Below are 22,744 nucleotides of genomic sequence, written 5' to 3'. Positions count from 1 at the left end.
TAGCGTAAACTGCGCGCGATCGTGTTTCCGCACCTGGCCGTGCGGCATGTTACAGACGCGATCCCACACTCTCTTTGCCCTACAGAACAGACACCGATTTAAGGAGCAGTAAAATGCGCGTTAACGGCCTGACCTCGAAAGCCCTTGCCGATCTGGGCATCACCGATACCACTGACGTGGTTCATAACCCTGATTACGATACGTTGTTTCAGGAAGAGATGCGCCCGGAGCTCGAAGGTTTTGAGCGCGGCACCCTGACGCAAAGCGGCGCTATCGCAGTCGATACCGGGATTTTTACCGGGCGCTCGCCTAAGGATAAATATATTGTTCGTGATGACACCACGCGCGATACGCTGTGGTGGAACGATCAAGGCACCGGCAAGAACGATAACCAACCGCTGTCCCAGGAAACCTGGCAGGCGCTGAAAAAATGCGTCACCCAGCAGCTCTCCGGGAAACGCCTGTTTGTTATTGATGCCTTCTGCGGTGCCAACCCGGATTCACGTCTGAGCGTACGCTTTGTGACTGAAGTTGCCTGGCAGGCGCATTTCGTTAAAAACATGTTCATTCAGCCGAGCGCAGCCGAACTGGATAACTTCACGCCTGATTTTGTGGTGATGAATGGCGCAAAATGCACCAATCCTGACTGGCAGGCCCAGGGGCTGCATTCTGAGAACTTCGTCGCCTTTAATCTGACCGAACGTATGCAGTTGATTGGTGGCACGTGGTACGGCGGAGAAATGAAAAAAGGGCTGTTCGCGGTGATGAACTACCTGTTGCCGTTGAAGGGCATTGCCTCCATGCACTGCTCCGCTAACGTGGGTAAAGCAGGCGACGTCGCGGTGTTTTTTGGGCTTTCCGGTACGGGTAAAACCACGCTGTCTACCGATCCGGATCGCCAGTTAATCGGCGATGATGAACACGGCTGGGATGACGATGGCGTGTTTAACTTCGAAGGCGGTTGCTACGCCAAGACGATTAACCTCTCCGAACAGGCTGAACCAGAAATCTATCGCGCTATTCGTCGTAATGCCCTGCTGGAAAACGTGGTGGTGCGTGAAGACGGGAGCATCGATTTTGCGGATGGTAGCAAAACCGAAAATACCCGCGTGTCTTATCCGATTAACCACATCGACAATATCGTGCAGCCGGTTTCCAAAGCAGGCCATGCGAAGAAAGTCATTTTCCTGACTGCCGATGCCTTTGGCGTGCTACCGCCGGTCTCCAGGCTGACGCCAGAGCAGACCCAGTATCATTTCCTGTCCGGATTTACCGCGAAGCTGGCCGGCACGGAACGAGGTGTGACCGCACCAACCCCGACCTTCTCAGCCTGTTTTGGCGCAGCCTTCCTGACGCTGCATCCCACACAGTATGCAGAAGTGTTGGTGAAACGCATGGAAGCGGCGGGCGCGCAGGCTTATCTGGTTAATACGGGCTGGAACGGCAGTGGCAAGCGTATCTCATTGAAGAATACCCGCGCTATCATCAACGCCATTCTCGCAGGTGAGCTGGACGATGCGCCAACGGAGACCCTGCCGGTGTTCAACCTGCAGGTGCCAAAAACCCTGGGCGATTTGGATGCCGAAACGCTCGACCCGCGTCGTACATGGGAAAGCGAAGAGAAGTGGCACGCTGCCGCAGATGATTTAGCACAGCGTTTTATCACCAACTTTGAAAAGTATACCGATAATGCGGCCGGTGCCGCGTTGGTAAAAGCAGGTCCACAGCGCTAATAACAACGGCGCGGCTTAACCGGCCGCGCCGTTGTTGCTCAACTCAGCGTCAGGTTGCCGCTATTATGTGGAACCACCTCAGGATTTTCCGCTAAGGGTAACCAGGCACGGATGCGTAATCCGCCTCGTTCACTGTCACCTATCTCCAGCGACCCTTGATGCGCATCGATGATGCGTTGCACTATCGCCAGCCCCAGGCCCGTGCCGCTGGTGCTTCGTGCGCTGTCACCGCGCACAAAAGGCTGAAACAGATGGGCCAGCTGGTCAGGCTTAATGCCGGGACCGTCATCTTCAACCTGGAACCAGGCCCGGTGCAGTTCCCGTCCACTGCTGACCTTAATCCAGCCGTTGCCGTAGCGCGCGGCGTTCACCACCAGGTTAGCCAGGGCGCGCTTGATGGAGAGCGGATTGATCTCCAGCATAAGCTCTTCCGCCATGACCGCATTTTCAATTTCCCGTTCGTAACCGCTTTCTGCTGCCACCACCTCACCCAGCACGCTATTAAGATCGGCCAGCTCAGTCTGCATCTCCTGCCCGGTGCGCAGGTAATCAATGAATTGCTCAATGATGGCGTTGCACTCTTCGATGTCTTTGTTAATCGACTCGGCCAGGTAGCCATCCTGCTCATTCATCATTTCGGTCGCAAGGCGAATACGGGTTAACGGCGTACGTAAATCATGACTGACGCCCGCCATCAGCAGCGTTCTGTCATCGGCAAGCTGCTTGACGCCCGCCGCCATTTGGTTAAAGGCTCGCGTGACCGATCGCACTTCCGACGCGCCGTATTCACGTAACGGTGGCGGAATGATGCCTTTACCCACCTGAAGTGCGGCATGCTCTAAATCGACCAGCGGGCGGTTTTGAATTCGGATAAAAAGCCAGGCACCGCCTATCGCCAGCAACATAATCGCCAGGGTATAGCGGAACAGCGGGGAGAAGTCACCCTGATGGATTTCGGTTAACGGCACCCGTACCCAGATATCGGGCGATAGCCAGGTCTTTAACCAGACAACGGGGGAGTTTTTGTTTACCTCGACGCGAACGTCCGTGGGGCCGCCAAGCTGCTGGCCCATCTGATCGCTAAGAAACTTATAGTGCTGCGCCCAGCGCAGTCCGCTCTCCTCTGCTGCCGCATTGGTATAGAGCGAAATACCCAGTTCACGATAAATTTCGCGGCGAAAAGCGGGCGGCACTTCAAGCTGCGTGCCATCTTCCAGCTGTAAACGGTCTGTCATCAGCATACGCACTTCGTACGCGAGGACTTTATTAAACTGTTGCAGGCTGGGAAGAATGGCAAAGTTCAGCACCACCAGGTAGGTCGTTACCAGGCTGACAAACAGCAAGGTAACGATCAACAACAGGGTGCGGGCAAACGAACTTCGTGGCGAGAAGCGCAGCCGCCTCATGCTTTACTGCCGTCCGGAACAAACACATAACCCAGGCCCCAAACGGTCTGGATATAGCGTGGGTGAGCAGGATCTTCTTCCACCATACGGCGCAGACGAGAAATCTGAACGTCGATAGAACGTTCCATGGCGCTGTATTCACGACCACGGGCCAGGTTCATCAGCTTGTCGCGCGACAGCGGCTCACGTGGGTGGCTGACCAGCGCCTTGAGCACGGCGAATTCACCGCTGGTCAATGGCATAGGTTCATCTTCACGGAACATCTCGCGCGTGCCCAGGTTGAGTTTGAACTTACCAAAGGCAATGACCGCTTCTTCCTGAGAAGGCGCGCCTGGCAGTTCGTTGGCCTGACGGCGCAACACGGCACGAATACGCGCCAGCAGCTCACGCGGGTTAAACGGTTTTGGAATATAGTCGTCAGCACCGATCTCCAGTCCGACAATACGGTCCACTTCTTCACCCTTGGCTGTCACCATGATGATAGGCATCGGGTTGCTCTGACTACGCAGACGGCGGCAGATGGAAAGGCCATCTTCGCCCGGCAGCATCAGGTCAAGCACCATTAAATGGAAGGATTCGCGGGTTAACAGACGATCCATTTGCTCGGCGTTGGCGACACTGCGCACCTGAAAGCCCTGCTCGGTAAGATAGCGCTCCAGTAGTGCACGCAAACGCATATCGTCATCGACGACCAGAATCTTGTAGTTTTCTTGCATTTTTAACTCCCAAAGGCGCGATTGCCTGAGCCGATATTGTTAAAAAAAGATGCGGCACAGTGACAGTGTTTAATGGTTTATATTCTAGTCAAAATTGTTACAAAGCATATTAAACAGCAGCTTATATTTAAATTTCGGTCTGACTGCCTGAGAAGCTGTGTCATCACCACCTGCGTTGAACAGAATACGGCAAATCTGAAATATTAGGTAAAATTCCGCTATTGCCTGGTTTAAACAGGATGCACTGGCTGACAGTGCGAGTAAATTCAACTGCTTGCCAGAAAATTTGCCTTAAATTAAATCAGTGACGGATGACATATCTGGCATGTGGCGGTTTTCCCCTCTGATAACAGCATAATATCCCGCAAAAAAACAGGTTAATACGCGACCTCTCTCGGATTAGTTTGAGATCCACCCCCAATAAGGCCAGTTACAGGTAAAGAGAGATAAATCAATCAGTAAAGCCCGCTTTGCGCCCGGATAAATATCACCCAGACTGTAGCGACACCAATTTGCCGTTTTACGGGGAAACCATAATGAAAAAAACGATTTTACTGCTGAGCGCGCTGGCTTTATTCAGTGTGGGTCAGACTTATGCCGCAACCGCAACCGGTGAAGCTGCGGGCGCACAGGCCACCACCACAGCCCAGGGTAACTCAAATGCTATCGGTATTGGCGCAGTCGGCGCACTGTTAGGCGTAGCACTGGCAACGGCGGGCGGCGGCGGCGGTGACGGCAACGGAAGCAGCACCTCGACCACGACATCGACCAAGGCCGGTAAGTAAGACTTGCCCCTCAGGGGCGCGCATTGGTCTGACTAAGGCCGTGCCGTCCCCTGCAAAAGCTGTACAAGGGTTTTTTGATCCGTAAAAAACCCTTTTCCCACCTCTTTTTCGCCACGCCTGATTTGCTTTACACTGAAGCACTTTCGATTTTACCGGCTGCTGTACCATGAGAACCCGACTGATTACGCGTGAAGGTTTTAATACCTTAAAAGCAGAACTCGATCACCTGTGGCGTGAAGAGCGACCTGAAGTCACCAAAAAAGTGACCTGGGCTGCCAGCCTTGGCGACCGCAGTGAAAATGCGGATTATCAATACAACAAGAAGCGCCTGCGTGAAATTGACCGCCGTGTCCGTTATCTCAGCAAAAGCATTGAGCAACTGCGCATTGTGGATTACTCGCCGCAGCAGGACGGCAAAGTGTTTTTTGGTGCATGGGTTGAAGTCGAAAACGACGACGGCGACATCAAGCGCTTCCGAATCGTGGGTTACGATGAGATTTTTGGCCGCAAGGATTACATCTCCATTGACTCGCCCATGGCCCGCGCACTGTTAAAAAAAGCGGTCGGCGACGCGGCTGTGGTCGAGACGCCAGCCGGCCCGGCATGCTGGTATGTTAATGAAATTAGTTATATTGAAGCCTGATTCAGAATATCGCTGAAAGCGGGCCACTTCTCTGGCAATTTCAGCCATCAATCCGTATAACTATCGGCTATTTCTCAACCCAGAAAGCAAAATAGTCCGATGATGAATGTTCTTAGCCAGCTAATTGCAAGTGAGCTACAGGCGCGCCCCGAGCAAGTTGATGCGGCCGTCCGCCTGTTGGATGAAGGGAATACCGTGCCGTTTATTGCACGTTATCGTAAAGAGGTGACGGGCGGCCTGGATGACACACAGCTCCGCCAGCTCGAAACCCGCCTCAGCTACCTGCGTGAATTATCCGAGCGCCGGCAGGCCATCCTGAAATCCATTGAGGAACAAGGAAAACTCACCGACGAACTGGCGAATGCCATCAATACCACCCTCAGCAAAACCGAACTCGAAGATCTCTACCTGCCCTATAAACCTAAACGCCGTACACGTGGACAGATTGCGATTGAAGCCGGGCTGGAACCGCTGGCCGACACGTTATGGCAGGACCCGTCACAAGATCCTGAGCAGGTGGCGGCAGGCTATATCAATGCGGATAACGGCGTCGCTGATGTCCGCGCCGCGCTGGATGGCGCGCGTTACATTCTGATGGAACGCTTCGCTGAAGATGCCGCGCTGCTGGCTAAAGTCCGTCACTATCTATGGAAAAACGCCCACCTGGTTTCAAAAGTGGTGGAAGGGAAAGAGGAAGAAGGCGCTAAATTCCGCGACTATTTCGATCACCATGAGCCGCTGCACAGCGTTCCATCACATCGCGCGCTGGCCATGCTGCGCGGTCGTAATGAAGGTGTGTTACAGCTGTCGCTGAATGCCGATCCCCAGTTTGATGAGCCTCCGCGCGAAAGCCACGGCGAAACCTTGATTACAGAACACCTGAATCTGCGACTGAATAATGCACCGGCCGACAGCTGGCGCAAAGCCGTGGTCAGTTGGACATGGCGCATCAAGGTTATGCTGCATCTGGAAACCGAGCTGATGGGCACCGTACGTGAGCGCGCTGAAGATGAGGCCATCAACGTCTTTGCCCGTAACCTGCACGACCTGTTAATGGCGGCACCTGCGGGCATGAGAGCCACGATGGGCCTGGACCCCGGCCTGCGTACCGGTGTGAAAGTTGCCGTGGTTGACGCGACCGGCAAGGTGGTTGCTACCGACACGGTCTATCCGCATACCGGACAAACCGCCAAAGCAGCCGCTGCGGTCGCGGCGCTGTGCGTGAAACATCAGGTCGAACTGGTGGCCATCGGCAATGGCACGGGCTCACGTGAAACCGAGCGTTTCTTCCTGGATCTGCAAAAGCAGTTCCCACAGGTCACGGCACAGAAAGTTATCGTCAGCGAAGCCGGCGCTTCGGTTTACTCTGCGTCTGAATTAGCCGCGCTGGAATTCCCGGATCTTGATGTCTCACTGCGTGGCGCGGTCTCGATCGCCCGTCGTCTGCAAGATCCCCTGGCCGAGCTGGTGAAAATCGATCCGAAATCGATCGGCGTAGGTCAGTATCAGCATGACGTCAGCCAGAGCCAGTTAGCGAAAAAACTGGATGCGGTGGTAGAAGACTGTGTGAACGCCGTCGGTGTCGATCTGAATACGGCCTCGGTTCCGCTGTTGACGCGCGTGGCCGGGTTAACCCGTATGATGGCGCAAAATATTGTGGGCTGGCGTGATGAGAATGGCCGTTTCCAGAACCGCCAGCAGCTACTCAAGGTCAGCCGTTTAGGGCCTAAAGCGTTTGAGCAGTGCGCGGGCTTTCTGCGTATTAACCACGGCGACAATCCCCTGGATGCTTCAACGGTGCACCCGGAAGCCTATCCGGTAGTCGAGCGTATTCTGGCGGCGACCGAGCAGGCGCTGAATGCGCTGATGGGCAATCCCACCAGCCTGCGTAACCTGAAAGCGGTGGACTTTACCGACGACCGCTTTGGCTTACCGACCGTTACCGACATCATGAAAGAGCTGGAAAAGCCGGGCCGCGATCCTCGTCCTGAATTTAAAACGGCGCAGTTTGCCGAGGGCGTGGAAACCATGAACGATCTGATGCCGGGCATGGTACTGGAAGGTGCCGTCACTAACGTCACGAACTTTGGTGCGTTCGTCGATATTGGCGTGCATCAGGATGGCCTGGTGCATATCTCTTCGCTGTCAGACAAGTTTGTGGAAGATCCTCATCAGGTCGTCAAAGCGGGCGACATCGTTAAAGTCAAAGTGATGGAAGTGGATCTGCAACGTAAGCGCATTGCCTTGACCATGCGCCTTGACGAGCAGCCGGGTGAAGGAAATGCCCGGAGTGGTAAGAGCAATACGGCACGGGAAGAAAAACGTCCGGCCGCCAATAAAGGTCGCCCACGTCCCGTCAGCCAGCCCGCAGGCAATAGCGCCATGGGTGACGCTCTCGCGGCGGCACTGGGTAAAAAACGCTAGTAAAAACACGCAGTCACCTCTTATCCCAGTTGTCGGGGTGGAGGTGACTGTCATTGCTGCACCCACCGTCATTAACTCCTGTCCCGCGGCTGATTCGGTTTACCTGAACGCGCTAAACCCTTGCAACCCGACGTGGTCTACCGCGCGATGCCTGCAGTATTTGTGATGGATGCAGAGCATCCCGTCCGCTTCACGCTGACGGCTTTTCAGCGGTTTTTCAGACCGACCTTGCACGATTAAGTTGAAAATCCCCACCCTGACGCTACGCTAAAAAGACGCCCGTCATAATAACGACACCTGCTGTGGCACCCTTTTACATGGAAAAGATCACTGCTTTAATCGATAAGATTTATGACGATGCCTTTCCTGAGGCCATGCGTGAACGCCTGCTCGCCGCGATCGTCGAGGCCCGCGACACGAACAAGCTGCCAAGAAAGGCGCACTGGGATGAGCAGGACGTGATGCTGATTACCTATGCCGATCAGTTTCGCGAGCCGGGTAAACCCACACTCAACACCTTTTCGCGTTTTTATCAGCAGCATCTGCAATCCACCTTTCCGCTGGTGCATCTCCTGCCGTTTTATCCCTATTCGTCCGACGACGGTTTTTCGGTCATTGATTACCATCAGGTCGATCCGCTGTGTGGCGACTGGCACGACATTGCCTTGCTGCATCAGGAAACACGCCTGATGTTCGATTTTGTCTGTAACCATATGTCGGCACACAGCGCGTGGTTTAAACATTATCTGGCTCAGGATGAGGGCTGGGATGATTTTTTTATTAGTCTGCCGCCCAGCACCGATCTCAGTGCGGTCACGCGACCCCGTACATCGCCGTTGCTGACGCCGTTCACGCTGGCGAATGGTGAAATCCGGTTTATCTGGACCACGTTCAGCGCCGATCAGATTGACCTGAACTTTGCCAGTCCCAGGGTGCTCATGCGCATGGTTGAGGTCTTACTCGACTATCTGAAACGTGGGGCGGACTATGTGCGGCTGGATGCGGTGGGCTACATGTGGAAAACGCCGGGCACCCGCTGTATTCATCTGGAAAAAACCCATCTGCTGGTCAAACTGTTTCGCGCCATTGCCGATGTCGTCGCGCCAGGCACTGTTATCATCACGGAAACCAATGTGCCGCATAAAGACAACATCAGCTACTTTGGTAACGGGCAAGACGAAGCTCAGATGGTCTATCAGTTTTCTCTGCCGCCGCTGGTACTGCACGCCATTCACACCGGCTCGGCTCGTGCACTGCGTCAATGGGCCAGCACCCTGGAAGTGGGCAAGGGCAACACAACCTTTTTTAATTTTCTGGCCTCGCACGATGGCATAGGCCTGAATCCGGCTCGCGGAATTTTATCTGAAGTCGAGATTACGGCCCTGGTGCGCGATCTGGCGCTGGAAGGCGCACTGATTTCCTATAAAAATAACCCCGACGGCACCACCAGCCCCTATGAAATCAACGTCACCTATTTCGACGCGCTTAACCGTGAAGATGATGACGATGAAACGCGCCTCAGACGCTTTATGCTGGCACATGCTATTTTACTGGCCTTCCCCGGTGTGCCGGCGATCTATATCCAAAGCATACTGGGTTCACGCAATGATTATGACGGCGTGCGTGAGGCAGGGCATAACCGCGCGATCAACCGGCAAAAGTACCCGCTCTCCGTTATCGAAGACGCGCTGGTAAACAGCAGCGGCTTACGCCATCAGGTTTATACACAGCTAAGCAAACTGATTCAGCAGCGTCGGCGTTTGTCGGCCTTTCACCCAGATAATCCAGTGATGATATTTCAGAGCGACAATGCGCTACTGATGATGAAACGCTATCATCCAGACAGTGGTGAGGGATTGCTCTGTGTTTTCAATCTCAGTGGCAGGCAGGTCAAGGCGCAGTTACCGGAGGCGCACCTTTTTCAGGATGTGATAAGGGGTGAGAAGATTGATGGCACCCAGCCAGTAACGCTGGATGCCTGGCAATTCATGTGGCTACGATAATTACTTGTAAACTTCCGCTGTCGCACTGAACTTACCGTGCTCACGACCGGCGATCACCAGGAAATATTTGCCGCCCTTCTCGTCAGCTGCTTCGGACAGCTTCTTCTTGGCATCCATCGGCGAGGTGGTTTCTGCCGTGGTATTCACGGTGCCGATTTTGGTCAGGTTCATCTTCTGCACTTCTTCTTTGGTGACTTCTTTCGCCGCAAAAGCAGAGAATGACACTGCGCCCATCATCATTGATGCAACGACCCATTTCATAACCTTCATTTGTCTACCCTCATTCATGATCCATTGTTGAGATGTAAGCAGCCGCAAATCGCTTAAGGCTATATCGAACGGCATAGTCATCTCCCTGACTAATCGCATAGAAGTGCAGCGGCCTTGCTCACTCATGAAGTATTGTCGCTGTGCAGAAATTTGCCAGTTACGGCAGCGGTTATCTGTCTAATTGGCTGATAAAATACACAATCTGCTGGCAGAACGCATCAGGATGCGAAATAAAGGGCGCGTGGGCGGCTTTGTCCATCACGACAGAAGGCGACATCGGCAGCAACGCGTCCAGTTGCTGCGCGATACGGCGCGGTACCAGGCCATCCAGCGCGCCATATATCCGCAGAAAGGGCAGCCTAATGGCGGTAAGCCTGTCCCGTAAGTCGTCGTCGCTCAGTATTGTCAGCCCAGCGTTGAGCACCGCCACATCAGGCACAGGCTGCGACAAAACAATGTCTTTGAGTTTGCGCGCATCGGCACGTGCGGTTTCTGTTCCCATCGTCTGCAGCGCCAGAAAACGCTCCACGGTGCGCTGAAAGTCGTGGCTGAGCTGCTGCTGGAAGTTATGCAAGGTTAAGGGAGCAATACCCGGCCAGTCATCACGGGCGGTAAAACAGGGCGAAGAGGCCACCGTGATCAGCGCACGCAACCGTTCTGGCTCGCTCAACGCCAACTGCGTGGCGACCAGCCCGCCAAGCGACCAACCCAGGATAACGGCGCGCGGCGGCAGACGGGGCAACAGTGCCTGCGCCATCTGTTCCAGCGACAGGGCGCTGAAGCCCTGGCTGCGGCCATAGCCTGGCAGATCGACCAGGTGCAGACGATATTGTGCGCTGAGTCGCGGCACAATGTTTTGCCACACTTCCGCATTCAGTCCCCAGCCGTGCAGCAGCACAAGATCGTCATCGCCTTCGCCACAGGTATGCCAGTAAAGTGAGCTCATCCGTTACTATTCCATGATTGATAAGGAGGTCACTATGCTACCAATGCCTGCCCTGTGTTGGCTATGTCAGTTGCCGCTGCGCATCGCGCTGCATGGCCTGTGCTGCGTCTGTATGCGTCAGTTAACTCGCCTGCCGTCACGCTGTCCACGCTGCGGCCTGCCAGCCGTATCCGGCAGCCTGTCCTGTGGCCGCTGTTTGCGTAAACCGCCGCCCTGGCAGGCGTTAGTCTGCGTCAGCCATTATCAGCCACCGCTCAGTTCCTGGGTGAATCAATTAAAATTCTCGGGCATTACCGCACTTAGGGTGATGCTGGCCCGGCTGCTTTTGCTAAGCTGGTTGGATGCGTATCGCAGAGGACAGGCCATTCGTCCCGACTTACTGATGTGTGTTCCGCTGCATTCACAACGCTGCTGGTGGCGCGGTTACAATCAAACAGCCCTGCTGGCGACACCGCTGTCACGCTGGCTGGGCTGCGAATTCAGCCAGGCGTTATCCCGTCAGCGCGCAGCCGCCATTCAGCATCAGTTAAGTGCCCGTCAGCGTCGCCGCAATTTACGCGGCGCGTTTTGCCTTGAAACGGATGTGACCGGCCGCCATATTGCCTTAATCGATGATGTGGTCACGACCGGCAGCACGGTAAGAGAAATTAGCCGCCTGCTACACAGGCGAGGCGCAGCCAACGTGCAAGTCTGGTGCCTGTGCCGTACCTTGTAGAGCCTGGATGATGGGCGTATTATAACCAACTAAATTAGTCAACTATTGAGCAAATGACATGATCCGAATTACTGATTCTGCCCAAGAGCATTTTTCAAAACTGCTATCCAAACAAGAAGATGGCACCCAGATTCGCGTATTCGTGATTAACCCGGGTACGCCAACTGCCGAATGCGGTGTGTCCTACTGCCCACCTGATGCGGTGGAAGCGACTGATACTGAACTGAAGTTTGAAAAGCTGTCAGCCTATGTTGATGAGCTGAGCGCGCCTTATCTGGAAGACGCTGAAATCGACTTCGTGACGGATAACCTGGGTTCGCAACTGACGCTTAAGGCGCCTAACGCTAAAATGCGCAAGGTGTCCGATGATGCGCCCATGGTCGAGCGCGTTGAATACCTGTTACAGGCTCAGATTAACCCGCAACTCGCCGGTCATGGCGGTCGCGTTTCGCTGATGGAAATCACCGAAGACGGTTTTGCGATTCTGCAATTCGGTGGCGGCTGTAACGGCTGTTCGATGATTGACGTCACCCTGAAGGATGGCATTGAGAAAGAACTGCTGGCGGCCTTCCCACAGCTGAAAGGCGTGCGCGATATCACCGAACACCAGCGCGGCGAGCACTCCTTCTACTGATGTATCCGCGCGACAGCCCCGCTGTCGCGCGTCCTGACACTATCCCGCCTTACGTCGTTTGGTCACGGTTTTCAGCAGTTTATTCACCTCTTCATCGGCAAAGATGCTTTCCAGCGGTTGGGCCAGCTTACGCCGCCAGTTGGGATATTGCTCCACCGTTCCCGGCACATTCACCGGCGTGGTCATCCCCAGCCAGTCCTCTGGCTGCAGCCCGAGCAGGGCACTGTTTGTGTCCGCCAGGAAACGGTGAACGGACTGATTCAGTTCAGCCGTCATCGCCAGAGAATCCGCCCGTTTTGCGCTACGCGCCGGCACGGCTCCCGCTTTATGCAGCGCGTCGAGTAACGCCTGTTTCTGTTTCATCCGCTGCTGCTGCAAATTGAGTACTGTTTGCGCGTCAGGATACAGCCCGATTTTCTCACCAAGCTGCAAATCGCCTGCACTCCAGAAGCCGGTCAGCGTAGGGAGATCGTGCGTACTGGCACTGGCGATGGACTGGCGTGGATAATGCTGTGGCGCGCGATAATCGCCCTGTTTTTCCTGCTCAAACCACAACACTTTCCAGGAAAACACGCCGCTGTCGCGGAGCAGACTGACGATCTCTTTGGGTACGGTGCCTAAGTCCTCGCCAATCACCATGCAGCGCTGGCGCTGGCTTTCCAGAGCCAGAATGCCAAGCAGGTCGTGCACCGGGTAAGCGACGTACGCGCCTTTATCTGCCGTTTCCCCTGCCGGGACCCACCAGAGACGTAGCAGAGCCATCACGTGATCGATACGTAATGCACCGCAGTCACGCATATTGGCGCGCAATATATCGATAAAAGGCTGATAGCCCCTGGCCTGCAATACGTGAGGGTCCATTGGCGGCAGTCCCCAGTTTTGTCCCAACGGGCCAAGTCTGTCAGGCGGCGCGCCGATGGACGCCTTGAGGCGATAAAGCTCGGGATCGTGCCAGGTTTCGGCACTGCCCTCTGCCACGCCGACGGCCAGATCGCGATACAGCCCCACGCTCATTCCCAGCGCCTGACTCCGCGCCCAGCACTGAGAAAACTGTTGCTGAGCCAGCCACTGCAACCACTGCCAGAAGGCAATCTCATCCGCGTGCTGTGCGCACCAATCCTGAACGTCAGAAGACTGGCTGTTACGCCAGCCCTCAGGCCATGCTGGCCAGCCGGCGTGCGCGGCACCTTTGCCCTGCATTTCAACCTGCAGGCCATCATAGGCAGCCTGATAGCGCAGGCTGTCACCGCCCTGCTGGATAAACGCTGCAAACTGCCGCTTCTGCTCATCGTCTGCACTCCGGGCCTGAAACTGTGCCCAGCCGTGACGTAATGCCGTAATTTTCAGTGCCATGACGGCGTCGTAATCCACCCACTCGGTTTCACGAGCCTGATTTAACGCCTTTTGGGTTTTGGCACTTTTCCACCACTTCTGACCCGCACTGCTTTGTTGAAAATCGGCAACCTGTGACACATCGATGTAGATGATATTCAGCCAGCGACGCGATGAGGGGCTGTAAGGACTGGCAAAAGCGGGGCTGGCCGGATAGAGAGCATGCAAGGGGTTGAGTCCGACAAAGTCGCCGCCACGAGCGGCAAGATGCTCCAGCAGGGTTTCCAGATCGCCAAAATCACCGATGCCCCAGTTTTTACCGGAACGCACGGTGTAAAGCTGAACCAGCGCGCCCCAGCGTTTCTCTCCGGCGCGCAAGGCCGGAGGCAGATAGCAACGGCGCGGTGTAATGATCACGCGCGTGTGCCACTGACGTTTCCCCTTGCTCAGGGTAAGTTGGTGATAGCCCTGTCCCAAAGGGGAAGGCAATGTAAAGGCTTCACCGCCCGTCAGCGATCCGCTAAAAGTCTTTCCTTTTTCCGTCTGTAACTGCCAGTTTATGCTGCCGTCGATCTCGGGCGTGAGCACGCGTTGACGATTGCCACTGAAGACAACGACGGGCGGCAGCGGGGATTTACCGGCTTTCTGCGGGTTCTCCATCACGGCCAGTAAGGCGCGCTTGGTGTCATCACTGATGGCTTCGGGTTCACCGTTCGCATCGAAATACGTGAGCGCGATTCCCGCCGCCAGTGCGGCTTTATCAAGTGACGTAGATTTCATCGCAATTCCTTAGCGTTGCGCCTGCCAGATGCGCTGTTGGTAGTCCCGAATCGATCGATCCGAGCTAAAAATACCGGTTCGCGCCGTATTGAGAATCGCCGCGCGCGTCCAGGCTTCCTGATCACGCCACAAGGCCTCAACCCGTTTTTGCGCATCGATATAAGCCTGATAATCCGCCAGCACCAGCCAGGGATCACCATTTTTTGTCAGGCTATCCAACATTAGGTCGAATGCATGCTTATCGCCATGACTGAACTTCCCTTTTTTCAGTGACGTCAGCAGTGCATCCAGTTCTTTGTTGTGCTTACGGACTTTTTGCGGCTTATAACCTCCAGCTTTCAGGGCTTTAACGTCATCCACGGTATTGCCGAAAATAAAAATATTTTCTGCGCCGACCTGCTCCGCAATTTCCACGTTTGCGCCATCCAGCGTGCCAATCGTCAGCGCGCCATTTAGCGCCAGCTTCATGTTGCCGGTGCCGGACGCTTCATAGCCCGCCGTTGAAATTTGCTCTGACAAATCGGCGGCGGGAATCAGATATTCGGCTGCCGTGATGCGGTAATCAGGAATGAAAACCACCTTGAGTTTGTCGCCGACAAGCGGGTCGTTATTCACCACCTCAGCCACCTTGTTGATGGCATAGATAATGTTTTTTGCCAGGTAATAGCCCGGTGCAGCTTTAGCGCCAAACAGAAACACGCGGGGGATAATACTGGCATCGTTGGGGTTGTCGCGGACGTTTTTATAGCAGTGCAGGATATGCAACAGGCCGAGATGCTGGCGTTTGTATTCGTGCAGACGTTTGATCTGCACGTCAAAAATCGCGTTCGGGTTAACCACAATGCCGGTGCGCTGCGCAATGTAAGTGGCCAGACGCGCCTTGTTATGTTGCTTAACGGCACGAAAGCGCTGACGGAAAGCGGGATCGTCGGCGAAAGGCTCCAGCCCCTGCAACGCGGTCAGGTTATTGACCCATTCACGCTTCAGGGTTTCATCAATCAGCCCCGCTAACGCGGGATTACACTGCTTGATCCAGCGGCGTGGCGTAATGCCGTTGGTGACATTATGAAACTTCTGTGGCCAGAGCTGATGGTACTCGGGGAAAAGATCCGTCACGACCAGCCCGGAATGCAGTGCAGCCACGCCATTCACCGCAAAACCACTGACGACGCAGAGGTTGGCCATTCTGACCTGACCGTCGGCGACCACCGCCAGCTTGTTCCAAAGCGCTTTGTCATCAGGCCAGCGCTGCTTTATCTGCTGCTTCAGGCGACGATTAATCTCTTTGATAATCATCATGTGGCGCGGCAGCAGGCTGCGCATCAGCTTCTCATCCCAGCGCTCCAGGGCTTCGGGCATTAAGGTGTGATTGGTGTAAGCAAACACGCGGCTGGTGATGTGCCAGGCTTCATCCCAACTTAACTGGTGCTCATCCAGCAGCAGGCGCAGCATCTCCGGAATGGCGATAGTGGGATGCGTATCGTTAAGCTGAATCACTTCAAAATCCGGCAGGGCATGAATGCTTCTGCCCGCCTGATGATGGCGACGCAGAATATCGGCAACCGCACAGGCACACTGAAAATATTGCTGCATCAAACGCAGGCGTTTGCCCTGTGGATGATTGTCATTGGGATAGAGCACTTTGGTCAGGCTGGCGGCATCAATCCCCTGCTTCTCAGCCTGTAAAAACTTACCGTCGTTGAACAGGGTCAGGTCAAAGGGATGCTCACTGGTGGCTTTCCACAGCCGCAACGGCAGGGTGACGCCATTGCGATAACCCGTTACCGGTAAATCCCAGGCTTCTCCACGAAGATATATGGCGGGCTCCCACACTTTACGCCCGTCATCCTGCTTTATGATTTTTCCGCCCATCGCGACGCGGACATCCAGCGCGGCGTTATGACGAAACCAGGGATAGGTCTCGCGCTCCCAGTCATCGGGTGCCTCAACCTGTTTCCCCTCTTCAAAGCGCTGACGAAACAAACCGTACTGGTAGTTAAGCCCATGCCCAGTGGCGGGCTGCCCAACCGTCGCCATCGAGTCCATGTAACAGGCCGCCAGCCTGCCGAGGCCGCCATTGCCCAATGCCGGATCGACCTCTTCTTCCAGTAATTCGCTTAATTCAACCTGATATTCAGCCAGCAGGGATTTGACCTCATCATACCAACCTAAATTCAGCAGGTTATTTCCCGTAAGACGTCCCAGCAGAAACTCCATGGAAAGATAGTTCACGTGGCGCTGTGGTGTCGCGCCCCGGACGGTCGGTTGCGCATTGAGCAGTTCACTTACTGTGGCACTGATAGCCTGCCACCACTGGTGGGATGTCATTTGCCTTGCGGAGGAGAAACCAAGATGCTGCCAGTGACGGGTTAACGCAGCCTGAAAACGGGATTTGTTGAATTTCTGCTGTGGCATATCACTCCCTTCTGTATCCATATGGGTGAAGCAAAAATGGAATGCACATGGGCCAGCAATATTGCCAGCGACCCTATTCATTAAATACGTGAGTGGAGAAAAAAGCGACAGGCAGGTTTGAAAAACGCCAGTTGTCTAACTGGCGTAGAGGGGTCAGCAGAGTTCGAGATGAACCTCATGCTGTTCAATAACTTTCATAATGCTGTTAGGCGGCATTTTATCGGTGTAGAGATAATCAAGCTGGCTCATGTTGCCCAGATTGACCATCGCATTACGGCCAAATTTAGAGTGGTCGACGACCAGCATGACGCAGCGCGAGTTTTCGATAATGGCGCGTTTGGTGCGGACTTCGTGATAGTCGAACTCCAGCAATGAGCCGTCCATATCGATACCGCTGATGCCGAGGATGCCGTAATCGAGGCGAAACTGTGAAATAAAATCGAGCGTCGCTTCCCCCATGACCGCACCATCACGGGTACGCACTTCTCCGCCGGCGATAATGACCCTGAAGTCTGGCTTGCCCATCAACAGCATTGCCACGTTCAGGTTATTGGTCACCACGCGTAAATCACTGTGATTTAGCAACGCATGAGCCACGGCTTCCGGCGTGGTACCGATATCGATAAACAGCGTTGCGCCGTCCGGTATCTGGCTGGCAACCCGCTGTGCAATACGCGCTTTTTCTGCTGACCACATCATCTTGCGATCCTGCCAGGCGGTATTCTCTGAACTGGAAGGCAAGGCCGCGCCGCCGTGATGGCGCTGAATTTTATTTTGATCGGCAAGGTCGTTTAAATCACGACGAATCGTTTGTGGGCTGACCTCAAAATGATCGACCAGCTCCTCGGTACTGACATATCCCTGACGCCGAACCAGATCAATAATGGCGTCATGACGTTGCGTCTGCTTCACATTCCTCTCCTGTTTCGGGCTTATTCTTATTCGTTGTGACTACCGTTTACGCTTGCGTGTGTCGACAAACGCCATTGCCAGTCCGACAAGCAGTCCACCAACGTGTGCTGCGTTAGCGATAGCCAGACCAAATGCACCAAACCAGCCCACTACCAGCCAGACAAGTGCAAAACCGATTAACCCACGCTCCAGATAAATACCGCTGTCCGGATCGCGTTCGCCGCGCAGCCAGCAGTAACCCATCAGGGCATAGACCACGCCGGACAAGCCGCCAAACCAGATGCCGCTAAATTTCGACTGCAGCCAGCCGCTGAGCAACGCTGAAATGATAAAAATGACAAAAAGCTTACCACTGCCCAGCCGTTTTTCTACCGCACCACCGAGATACCACCACCACATCAGATTAAACAGGATGTGAAGCAGAGAGAAGTGAAGCAGCACATGGCTGAACCAGCGCCAGACTTCAAAATGCTGATCGCTATCTGGCCATGCCAGCCAGTACATTACGGTGCGATCGCCCAGGACCTGCATCAGCACAAACACCGCAATACAGGCGAACATCACTACCATGGTCAGTGGCCCGGCACGTTCACGGATATTTGCCCAAATATTGCCTCGCTCATAGCGCAAGCCGCTGTCGGTTTTGCCACTGTGCCAGCTTGCAGCCTGATAGCGAGGATGGTTGGGATCGCGCACAAACTGCTGAAGTTCGTTTTCGACCATCGAAAGCTGACTTTCATCATCCAGCATAATGACGTACTGACTTTCACGCTCTATACGCAATTTCACGCCGCGCGTTGCCATGTAGTCAACAAAAGCCTGCGCCATGCGCGGCTGATTAAATTGGGTAATGCGCATTGCTCACTCTCCGTGTTACGCCTGACCAGTCACTCAGCGCCACTGATCACCTGTTGGGGGAAGGCGGCGCGCCAGGCATCAAACCCGCCATCAATACTGTAAGCCGTCGTAAATCCCTGGCTGTGCAAATATTCTGCTGCACTTTTACTGCTGTTGCCGTGATAGCACATCACCAGCACCGGCAGGCTCGTGTCGGTTGAGCTGATAAAATCATTGAGGTTGGCGTTCGACAAATGCAAGGCGCCGCTGGCATGACCAAGAGCAAAGCTTTGCGCATCGCGGATATCCACCATCACTGCGCCTTGTGCCAGACGCTGCTCAGCCTGATGAACATCAATACATTGGTAGGTTTCCATGGTGTCTCTCATCACATCGTCAAAATGGCGTCTAGTGTAACCCGATAATCCTCGCCAATAACCTGACAATGACTACGGCTATTCACCTTTACGCCGACATAATGTTATCCATATCACGCAAAATTGTTTTTAGGTGGTTAAATACTGGCGTCAATGTTGGTTTGCGATTATGATTATGCTCGAAAACGAACATAAGTGAACTATTCCGAACATCGGAGGAGACAACGTGGAAACCAAAGACCTGATCGTTATCGGCGGCGGCATCAACGGTGCTGGCATCGCAGCAGACGCTGCAGGACGCGGACTGTCGGTGTTAATGCTAGAGGCGCGGGACCTGGCTTGCGCGACCTCTTCTGCCAGCTCAAAACTGATTCATGGTGGCCTGCGCTACCTTGAACATTATGAATTCCGTCTGGTGAGCGAAGCCCTGGCAGAACGCGAAGTGCTGTTAAAGATGGCGCCTCATATCGCGTTCCCTATGCGATTTCGCTTACCGCATCGCCCGCATCTGCGTCCGGCATGGATGATCCGCACCGGGTTGTTTATGTACGACCATCTGGGCAAACGTACCAGCCTGCCGAGCAGTAAGAGCCTGAGCTTCGGTGCAGAGTCAGCACTCAAGCCCGAAATTAAGCGCGGTTTTGAGTATTCCGACTGCTGGGTGGACGATGCCCGCATGGTGGTACTGAACGCGCAGGAAGTGGTTAAGCATGGTGGTGAAGTGCGTACCCGCACGCGTGTGACCCGCGCCTGGCGTGAAAAGGGTTTGTGGATGGTGGAAGCTGAGGATATCGACAGCGGCAAAACCTTCACCTGGCAGGCTAAAGGCCTGGTCAACGCCGCAGGCCCGTGGGTTAAGCAGTTCTTTGATGATGGCCTGGAACTGAAATCACCTTATGGTATTCGTCTGATCAAAGGCAGCCATATCGTGGTGCCGCGCGTACACAATGAGAAGCAGGCTTATATTCTGCAAAACGAAGACAACCGCATTGTGTTTGTTATTCCGTGGATGGACGAGTTTTCCATCATCGGTACCACCGACGTGGAATACAAAGGCGATCCGAAAAACGTTGCCATTGACGATAGCGAAATCGACTACATCCTGAAGGTGTACAACGGCCATTTCAAAAAGCAGTTAACGCCTGATGATATCGTCTGGACCTATTCCGGCGTGCGCCCACTGTGTGACGATGAGTCAGATTCGCCGCAGGCTATTACGCGCGATTACACACTGGATGTGCGTGATGACAACGGTGAAACGCCGCTGCTGTCCGTTTTCGGCGGTAAATTAACGACCTATCGTAAGCTGGCCGAACATGCGATGGAGAAGTTGTCGAAGTATTATCCTGACGCGGGTGCGGCCTGGACTAAAAACTGCGTGCTGCCCGGCGGTAATATTTCCGGCAGCAGCGACGATTACGCGGCCAGCCTGCGCCGTCGTTACCCGTTCATTACTGAAAACATGGCACGTCACTACGCACGCACTTACGGTAGCAGCACCGAAGTGTTGCTTAAAGATGCGACATCGCTGGAAGATCTGGGTGAAAACTTCGGTCATGAGTTTTATGAAGCTGAGTTGCGTTACCTGGTGCAGCACGAGTGGGTGCGTGAAGTGGATGACGCGATCTGGCGTCGTACCAAACAGGGTATGTGGCTGAACGAAGCCCAGCAGGCACGTATTGCCGAATGGCTGGCGGTCAAGGCGAAACCAACGCTTTCACTGGCATCGTAATAGCGCGTCAGCGCTGAGAAAGCGGTACAACGGGTTACGGCCTGTTGTGCCGTTTTTTTTTGCCTGAGCGGTGTTTAGTCGGATTCTGAAAAGGGATTGTTGGTCAGTCCCTCATTAGAGACGATCTATACCACGTTCTGCGCCAGCAGATGTACTTTCAACTCGCTTATTGCATTAAGCCACCTGCGGAAAACAGCCTTAGCTAATGTTTCTTCTTTGTTTAAGAGTAAAAGGTTGTCACCAGAAAATGTGCCCAACAAAATTTTTTTACCTGATTATTAGCGCTATTACTTCTGCGGTTCCATCCACCTAACCGAAAAATACCCGTCATTAATACCTTCAGCTCGCTGCACATCATGCACGAACCATGCATAAAGCAATGATGAATCAACACACCATCTAATCGGTGGCAATGTCCCGTTGTGTCCTGCTGCGCCGCATTCCAGAAAATACGCAGCGCGGGAGCGTGCAGGCATGAGAATATTGTCCAGATAAAGCTGAGGAGGATGATGATACTTCTGGGTCAGCAGAAGACTGGCAGCCTTCGCCACATCTGACAACCAACCCCAGTGTTTTTTCAGCGTTGCGATATCTTCCCTTACGTCATCACTTGCCTGACGGGCTTGAGGGATCATTCCTGATAATCCGGCCGCTGAAGACAGCGATGTCAGCACACGGCCCCGAAGATTTTCCAGCCGCCGGAGTTCGCTTTTATACTCATAAAACTGACGCCCCAGCCACTCAAAATAACCATCAAGATGACGGTTCAGCGCTCGGTAGCTCAGCACTGAGGCATTGATGGCGCTCTGATAGACCGTTACCCACTGTTCAACCGACTGGTTTTCTACACTGTCATGTGTGTCGAAATATGACCATACCAGCCGATCTGTATTATAGAGCGTGCTGAAATCAGGAAAGGGAACGCCAGCCTTCATAGCCTCAATATACATTTTTCGAAGCGATACACGGCACAGTTCCGCGCTGGGCTTTTGCTCGTCCGGTTTAATTCCGCCGCCGATATCCTCACTGCATCCAGGCATTAGCACTTCCTGATGCTGCAAACCGTTCCGTCCGGTGCGGTACACGCACCGCCAGCGTCGTCGCTCATGAGCAGCAACCAGATGAAGCGATTTTTTAACCGCCGCAGGCAGAGGAGACTGATGATTAAGACACTTACGCCCGAGCAGCGAGATGATTTGCCCCGCTGCCTCAGCGCGTTTTTCCGGCACCCATTCCAGTATGCTGCTGGCATAGTCCAGACCGTTATCACTGCTCATCGGCGTATCACGCGAACAGTCAAACAACCCGGTAAAGATGATATCAACCGGCACACCTCGGAAAACCGCTGCCCCATCCACATCACGGTCACATATCCCATCGAGCAGAATATCAATGAACTGCCGGGCCTGCGTTCCTCCCATATCGAAGCCAAATACAGACACGGATATCAGCCGCAAGGGAACCTCGCCATTTTTCATTGCTTCTTCACAGGCAAGCTCAAAACGCACTCTGGCACTGTTTAGCCGTGTATCAGCACCACTGACCATGCCATAAGCCATAATCGCGCTGTCGCGTATCCACGGCGTGGCTTCAATCCCTGCATGAATAAGGCCTTTTAGGGTGGTATCCCTGAGCAATTTAAGCTGGCCCTTTGGCGTCAGTAATCTCTTCTTCAGCTCATTGCGGACATCCTGATTGCTGGCACCGCCCAGTTTCGATCTGATAACATATTTCAGCGCATCGGCGGGCTGATTTTTTTGGCTCTCCAGCAGTGTTTTATTTGTCCTGTCCATGATCTGTTGTAATGCTTCGCCCTCCATTTCGACAAAGGGGGTTCCCAAGCCGGAGAGGTATACTCTTTGGTATGCTATTGTTGAACTGTTCTCCTCTATTGTAGGGTAAGCCCGGAAGAGCCTTGCAATGTTGCTCAGTCGGTCAATGGGCGCATCCTGCTCAACATTACGCCCGACCCCGTCAAAGAAGAATCCGATATGCAGCACTTTCGAGCAGTTTCCCAGCCGACAGTTACAAGCCTGCTGCGCCCGGCTCGCGGCCGCAATAATGGCATCGATATCCACGTCCAT

The 22,744-nt window shown here is 54.2% G+C and carries 18 protein-coding genes; 8 read left to right on the top strand and 10 right to left on the bottom strand.

Going from position 1 to position 22,744, the window contains the following annotated elements; all coding sequences use genetic code 11:
- Positions 1 to 113: 113 nt before the first annotated feature.
- Entirely contained in the window at positions 114 to 1,733 is a 1,620-nt protein-coding gene (gene pckA / locus NR177_RS16320; protein ID WP_063877516.1) for a phosphoenolpyruvate carboxykinase (ATP), read from the top strand.
- A gap of 38 nt (positions 1,734 to 1,771) precedes the next feature.
- Here the strand turns inward: pckA and envZ are convergent, their stop codons facing one another.
- On the bottom strand, positions 1,772 to 3,139 hold the full coding sequence (envZ, locus tag NR177_RS16315) for a two-component system sensor histidine kinase EnvZ (protein WP_256853248.1): 1,368 nt from the start codon (positions 3,137 to 3,139) through the stop codon (positions 1,772 to 1,774).
- Positions 3,136 to 3,855: a two-component system response regulator OmpR gene (ompR, locus tag NR177_RS16310; RefSeq protein WP_001157751.1), complete on the bottom strand. Its 720-nt coding sequence runs from the start codon at positions 3,853 to 3,855 to the stop codon at positions 3,136 to 3,138. Before ompR ends, envZ begins: the two co-directional genes overlap by 4 nt.
- Positions 3,856 to 4,391: 536 nt before the next feature.
- Between ompR and yjbE the strand changes: the two genes are divergently transcribed.
- The 4 genes from yjbE (at position 4,392) to NR177_RS16290 (ending at position 9,710) form a co-directional block, all read left to right on the top strand.
- Positions 4,392 to 4,640: an exopolysaccharide production protein YjbE gene (gene yjbE, locus NR177_RS16305; protein ID WP_063877518.1), complete on the top strand. Its 249-nt coding sequence runs from the start codon at positions 4,392 to 4,394 to the stop codon at positions 4,638 to 4,640.
- Positions 4,641 to 4,806: 166 nt separating this feature from the next.
- Complete coding sequence (greB, locus tag NR177_RS16300; RefSeq protein WP_096011057.1) at positions 4,807 to 5,283, top strand: transcription elongation factor GreB; 477 nt, start codon at positions 4,807 to 4,809, stop codon at positions 5,281 to 5,283.
- Positions 5,284 to 5,382: 99 nt separating this feature from the next.
- Positions 5,383 to 7,707 (top strand): Tex family protein, encoded by a 2,325-nt coding sequence (locus tag NR177_RS16295; RefSeq protein ID WP_063877520.1) that lies wholly within the window; start codon positions 5,383 to 5,385, stop codon positions 7,705 to 7,707.
- A gap of 317 nt (positions 7,708 to 8,024) precedes the next feature.
- Positions 8,025 to 9,710 (top strand): alpha-amylase family glycosyl hydrolase, encoded by a 1,686-nt coding sequence (locus NR177_RS16290; RefSeq protein ID WP_256853247.1) that lies wholly within the window; start codon positions 8,025 to 8,027, stop codon positions 9,708 to 9,710.
- Here the strand turns inward: NR177_RS16290 and NR177_RS16285 are convergent, their stop codons facing one another.
- The gene (locus NR177_RS16285; protein ID WP_063881049.1) at positions 9,711 to 9,980 is read right to left on the bottom strand and encodes a YdgH/BhsA/McbA-like domain containing protein; all 270 of its coding nucleotides are present in this window, start codon (positions 9,978 to 9,980) and stop codon (positions 9,711 to 9,713) included. It abuts the gene before it with no gap.
- 169 nt (positions 9,981 to 10,149) lie between these two features.
- The gene (bioH, locus tag NR177_RS16280) at positions 10,150 to 10,926 is read right to left on the bottom strand and encodes a pimeloyl-ACP methyl ester esterase BioH (RefSeq protein ID WP_256853246.1); all 777 of its coding nucleotides are present in this window, start codon (positions 10,924 to 10,926) and stop codon (positions 10,150 to 10,152) included.
- A 34-nt stretch (positions 10,927 to 10,960) separates the two neighbouring features.
- On the opposite strand from bioH, the gene gntX reads away from it, so the two are divergent.
- Together gntX and nfuA are read left to right on the top strand one after the other, a co-directional pair.
- The gene (gene gntX / locus NR177_RS16275) at positions 10,961 to 11,641 is read left to right on the top strand and encodes a DNA utilization protein GntX (protein WP_256853245.1); all 681 of its coding nucleotides are present in this window, start codon (positions 10,961 to 10,963) and stop codon (positions 11,639 to 11,641) included.
- Positions 11,642 to 11,699: 58 nt separating this feature from the next.
- Positions 11,700 to 12,275, top strand: coding sequence for a Fe-S biogenesis protein NfuA (nfuA, locus tag NR177_RS16270; protein ID WP_063877524.1), 576 nt, complete (start codon positions 11,700 to 11,702; stop codon positions 12,273 to 12,275).
- 39 nt (positions 12,276 to 12,314) lie between these two features.
- Here the strand turns inward: nfuA and malQ are convergent, their stop codons facing one another.
- From malQ to glpE, 5 genes are all read right to left on the bottom strand, one after another.
- Positions 12,315 to 14,387 (bottom strand): 4-alpha-glucanotransferase, encoded by a 2,073-nt coding sequence (gene malQ, locus NR177_RS16265; RefSeq protein ID WP_256853244.1) that lies wholly within the window; start codon positions 14,385 to 14,387, stop codon positions 12,315 to 12,317.
- A 9-nt stretch (positions 14,388 to 14,396) separates the two neighbouring features.
- Entirely contained in the window at positions 14,397 to 16,802 is a 2,406-nt protein-coding gene (malP, locus tag NR177_RS16260; protein ID WP_109717813.1) for a maltodextrin phosphorylase, read from the bottom strand.
- A 153-nt stretch (positions 16,803 to 16,955) separates the two neighbouring features.
- A complete protein-coding gene (locus NR177_RS16255; protein ID WP_013027531.1) occupies positions 16,956 to 17,714 on the bottom strand; it encodes a DeoR/GlpR family transcriptional regulator in 759 nt (252 codons plus the stop codon).
- 39 nt (positions 17,715 to 17,753) lie between these two features.
- Positions 17,754 to 18,572 carry a rhomboid family intramembrane serine protease GlpG gene (glpG, locus tag NR177_RS16250; RefSeq protein WP_063877528.1) on the bottom strand — a complete coding sequence of 273 codons (819 nt, stop codon included), beginning with the start codon at positions 18,570 to 18,572 and terminating at the stop codon, positions 17,754 to 17,756.
- Positions 18,573 to 18,601: 29 nt separating this feature from the next.
- A complete protein-coding gene (gene glpE, locus NR177_RS16245; RefSeq protein ID WP_256853243.1) occupies positions 18,602 to 18,928 on the bottom strand; it encodes a thiosulfate sulfurtransferase GlpE in 327 nt (108 codons plus the stop codon).
- A gap of 226 nt (positions 18,929 to 19,154) precedes the next feature.
- Here glpE and glpD point away from each other — a divergent pair, with 226 nt between their 5' ends.
- On the top strand, positions 19,155 to 20,660 hold the full coding sequence (gene glpD, locus NR177_RS16240; RefSeq protein WP_063877530.1) for a glycerol-3-phosphate dehydrogenase: 1,506 nt from the start codon (positions 19,155 to 19,157) through the stop codon (positions 20,658 to 20,660).
- Positions 20,661 to 20,947: 287 nt separating this feature from the next.
- On the opposite strand, the gene NR177_RS16235 is transcribed toward glpD, so the two are convergent.
- Positions 20,948 to 22,744, bottom strand: coding sequence for a phospholipase effector Tle1 domain-containing protein (locus NR177_RS16235; RefSeq protein ID WP_256853242.1), 1,797 nt, complete (start codon positions 22,742 to 22,744; stop codon positions 20,948 to 20,950).

This window comes from Pantoea sp. Fr+CA_20, assembly GCF_024520835.1.
GTDB classification, from domain to species: Bacteria; Pseudomonadota; Gammaproteobacteria; order Enterobacterales; family Enterobacteriaceae; genus Pantoea; species Pantoea allii.
Note: the sequence above shows the minus strand (reverse complement) of the source record. Positions and strands in the feature narration are given on the sequence as shown.